Annotated in this window: 5 protein-coding genes; all 5 read right to left on the reverse strand. The window is 60.5% G+C overall.

Annotated elements, in window-relative coordinates; genetic code table 11:
• A partial coding sequence (locus HKN37_00765; protein ID NNE45171.1) for a glycosyltransferase occupies positions 1 to 500 on the reverse strand: 500 nt, incomplete at its 3' end.
• A gap of 65 nt (positions 501 to 565) precedes the next feature.
• On the reverse strand, positions 566 to 1,738 hold the full coding sequence (locus HKN37_00770) for a glycosyltransferase (protein NNE45172.1): 1,173 nt from the start codon (positions 1,736 to 1,738) through the stop codon (positions 566 to 568).
• A gap of 131 nt (positions 1,739 to 1,869) precedes the next feature.
• Positions 1,870 to 2,979, reverse strand: a complete 1,110-nt coding sequence (locus HKN37_00775) for a serine hydrolase (GenBank protein ID NNE45173.1) — start codon at positions 2,977 to 2,979, stop codon at positions 1,870 to 1,872.
• 59 nt (positions 2,980 to 3,038) lie between these two features.
• Entirely contained in the window at positions 3,039 to 3,806 is a 768-nt protein-coding gene (locus tag HKN37_00780) for a response regulator (GenBank protein NNE45174.1), read from the reverse strand.
• 24 nt (positions 3,807 to 3,830) lie between these two features.
• The coding region (locus tag HKN37_00785; protein ID NNE45175.1) for a PAS domain-containing sensor histidine kinase at positions 3,831 to 4,036 on the reverse strand (206 nt) is incomplete at its 5' end.

Consider the following 4,036-nt stretch of genomic DNA (forward strand, 5'->3'; position numbering starts at 1 on the left):
TCAAGTCGGATCCCGTTCGGCACAACGCGCATCTTGTTCCGGGCCAGCCCGCGATCGAGACACGCTTCGCCGGTCGCCTGACTCACCGGAAGAACCAGGTCCATCTGTTCGAATACCTTCGGGACCTGGCGCTGATACATATCTATGTCTTTCGTGACGTCGAGGCCGTGAGCAATCGTAGCAAGCTTCACGCGCGAACGATCGAAGCGGTTCTTCAGCGGCAGCGCCAGGGCAGCCGTGATCACCGACGAAAACAGAACGATGTCCGTGTCTTCCCGCCGCGTCAGTTTCGGCAGGAACACGATCGCCGCCAAGGCAAACGGCCACACCTTCCAGTGAATCGCTCTCCAGGTACTTCGAAGTACAAACGCGCGGTACTCCACGTCGTCTCTCGAGCCCAGTGCTTCATGCAGGTCGAGCGCGACCCTCTGCATCCCTCCGACATTGGAGAATTCTTCCCCGACAGGCGGAAGGGAGTGAGAAACGAAAAGCAGGCGCACGGCTGTGTTCTTCTTGTGAGTTCACGGGAAAACTACGACTCGCTTTCGCGAAGATCCCGCCTCACTTACATCGATCCCCGGCGCGCAGCAACCACCTCCTCATACATCAGAAAGAGACGTTCAAACGACGATTCCCAGCTGAATCTCGCTGCAACGTGTTGTCGTGCAGCGGCACCCATCTGTGACCAGTCCGGGCGTGACACGATGCGCAAGATGGCGTCCGCCATGGAGTCGGAATCGTTCGGCTCGCAGAGCTCTCCGATCTCGGGCAGCACGCGGTCAATGAGAGCTCCGGATCGTACGCCCACGACCGGCAGCCCACACGCCTGGGCCTCCACAACGGCGAGCCCGAACGTCTCGGCCGGGTTGCCGGCGAGATACAGATCGGCCGAAGCCATCACGCGCGCGAGTTGTGCCTTGTCCCGCTCGTAGGGGAGCACACGCAGGCGACTCGACTTCTCTGCCCTCGACCTCATTTCTTCCTCAAGCGGCCCCTGGCCCACCAGAACAAGTACCGGATCCAGTTCACCTGGAAGGCGCTCGACGACATCACAAAGCATCCGCACCTTCTTTTCGACATCGATCCGGCCTGAATAGATCAGGACAAGTGCGTCCTCGTTGATGCCGAGCTCCTGTCGGACCCCCGCGTCGCGACATCGAGGGTGCCACATGTCGAGATCAACACCCAGTTGCACGTGTTCGACCCGACCGACCCCGAGGTCCTTCAGCTTTGTAACGAGCTCTCCCGAGGCAGCCAGCGCGACATCGTATCTGCTCAAGACCCGCTTCACATAACTGACAACCACATCGGAAGCCCAGTTGCCGATTGCATCACCGGCAATCCGCCGTGCCACCGGCCGAACGTAGCCGTCGGGCAGGTCCGTGTGGTAGAATCCGAAAAGGGAAACCGGATGCTTTCGCCGGTACCTGAACGCGGTCCACGGCGCGACGAACAGACTGCCCACTTCGATGGCATCCGGAGCAGCGTCCGTGAGCGCTGCCACAATCTTGTCCGGCCGGACGAAGAAGCGGTAGGGCGCCGACCCGGGCATAATGGGCGAGGCAATCTTGATCGTGCGGGTCCGATCAGACTTCTCGTCTCCGTCTTCCTCACCCGGGACGATCAGCACGTGGGTCCAGTCTGTGTGATCCAGTATGTACTTGCGGCGCGCGTCGATGTACGTGCGTATGCCGCCGCTCACTTCGTTGTAGGTGTATGTGAGATCGGTAAAGATCACTCGTGCTACTTGTCTACCGGGGGGATGTGCTTCGACGCCGGCTACTCGACGCCGGCACCTGTCATCGCACAAGGTACGATGGAAGGAGGGCTGAGAAACGTCGAGCGAAATCGTCGGTCGGCCGATCCGCGTTAGCGTGCCGCGGGCAAGATGTGGCTCGTGATGATGTCGAGGACCGCGGCTTCAAGTTGGTTCGCACCGCCAGCTTCCTGGTTGAGCCCCCGCCAGTATGTCGTAGTCACGATCACGAGCTCTTTGTCAGGTACGACCATGATATACTGGCCGCCGTAGCCCCAGGCCAGATACACGTATTCCTCTTGTCCCTCTTCGGTCCACCAGAGGTACCCGTAGCATAATCCGCTGAGCGGCCCAAAGTCGGATCGCCACTCGAACTTCGGTTGCGTTGCTTCCTCGACCCAGCCGCGCGGCAGTATGCGATCCTTGCCCGACCGTCCATCCTGTAAATACAGTTGCCCCAGCCGGGCAAGATCGCGTGTTCGTAGATCGATCCCCGCGCCACCGTTTACGTAGCCGTCGCTCAGTATCTCCCACTCCCGCTGCTCGACGCCGATGCCGATGCGGCCAAACAGGTACTGATCCGCGAATTGCTCGAGCGGTACACCAACTGCTTCCTCAACGAGAACCCCGAGAAGGTGTACCGCGCCCGAGTTGTACGTGAAGTCCGACCCGGGCATATTCTCGAGGGGCCGAGACAATACGTAGCGGACATGATCACCGGACTGGATCCAATCGCTGTATGCAGGTCCTCCGATTTCGGGCCACACAAAGCCACTGCTCATCGAGAGCAGGTGGCGAATGGAGATGGACCGGCGCACCGAATCCAGGGGCGCGATCGACGGCGGGAAGTGGTCGCCAAGTGTCTCGTCGAGGCTGCCGATGAATCCTTCCTTGAGCGCGATGGCGGTGAGGGTCGCGACGACGCTCTTTGTGACCGAGCGAACGTCGTTCAGGGTCTCGCGTTCGTTGCCATGAAAGTACTCCTCCAGAATGATTCGGCCATCGCGCACGACGAGCAGACTCTGCACTCTCGGAATGGCCCCGGCCTCCGCGACAGCCGTCTCCAGTTGTGCGGCATCGACCCGTGCTTGTGCCGGCGATGAGGTCTGCCAGGACTGTGTGAGGTCCAGCCTGGCAACGTCAGAGTCGTCACCAAACCAGTCGCAAGCTGCGAGAGGCAGGAGGAGGAGAAGAACGAGATTTCTCCAGGGTGTGCGACGCATGATTGCAGCCTCTGGTCAGGTACGCCCAAAGATATCGACGCCTCGCCGCGCCAAAAAGGTCAATGCGACTGCTGGGGATCCGATGAGCCCAGCCGCGCAACCTCCTCCTCGATGCTCGTCGGCATCACGCAGGCGATCCAGCCCTCTCCGTAGGGGTCGGTGGAAACAATGCCCGGTTCGCCCTCAAGCCGGTCATTCGACTGCTCCACCCGGCCCCCTATCGCACACCACGCTCGATGGACGTGTCCGTCCGTTGCCGTAACCCGCGTCAAATCGCACCCCTGGCGGAGCATCGTGTTCGGAGCCGGAATATCCAGCGACTTGATCGGACCCACCGTTTGAAGAAACGTCTCGATCAGCCCGAGCGTGACCGTGCCGTCATCCTCCCCCCGCGCCCACGTATGACCATCAAGCACGAAACAATCAGCAGGCACGTCCTTGGCGATCGCCTCGCCTCCAACCAGCCGGCCAGCCCTCGTGAGCGTGCTTAACATCTCCTCCACGGTAAACGGTTTCGGCAAGAAATCAACCGCCCCGCTCTCCAGGCACAGCAATACGTGTTCAGCATTTGCATACCCCGTCATGCACACCGACACCACCGAAGGAAATTTATCCGAACACACGGTGACCAGATCAAGCCCGGACTTGCCCGGGAGTTTGATATCCGCAAGCAGTAGGTCCGGCACGCTCTCCTTGATCTTGTCCAGCGCCTGCTCTGCGGACCCCGCCACGCGGTGTTCTATGGAGTGTGCCGACAGTATCCGCCGCACGGCGCCGAGCACCACGTCTTCATCGTCAACAACCAGTACCTCACATTTCGAAATCATGTGCTCTGTGTCCAGGAGTTCTGGCTATTCGGGCGGGGCTGTCGCCACCACGACAGGTGGCTTCGCCGGAAGTCTGATCGTAAACCGGGTTCCTTCTCCGGGGACACTCGACACCTGCACGTCTCCCCCGTGGTCCTCCACGATGCCCCACACAATTGCTAATCCAAGCCCAGTACCCTCGGTCCCCTTCGTGGTGAAGAACGGGTCGAAGATCTTGTCCATGTGCTCTT

This window comes from Rhodothermales bacterium, assembly GCA_013002345.1.
Lineage (GTDB): Bacteria > Bacteroidota > Rhodothermia > Rhodothermales > JABDKH01 > JABDKH01.

Coding starts and splice junctions, on each gene's coding strand:
- HKN37_00780 (NNE45174.1), bottom strand. CDS start 3,806: ATGATTTCGAAATGTGAGGTACTGGTTGTTGACGATGAAGACGTGGTG.
- HKN37_00775 (NNE45173.1), bottom strand. CDS start 2,979: ATGCGTCGCACACCCTGGAGAAATCTCGTTCTTCTCCTCCTCCTGCCT.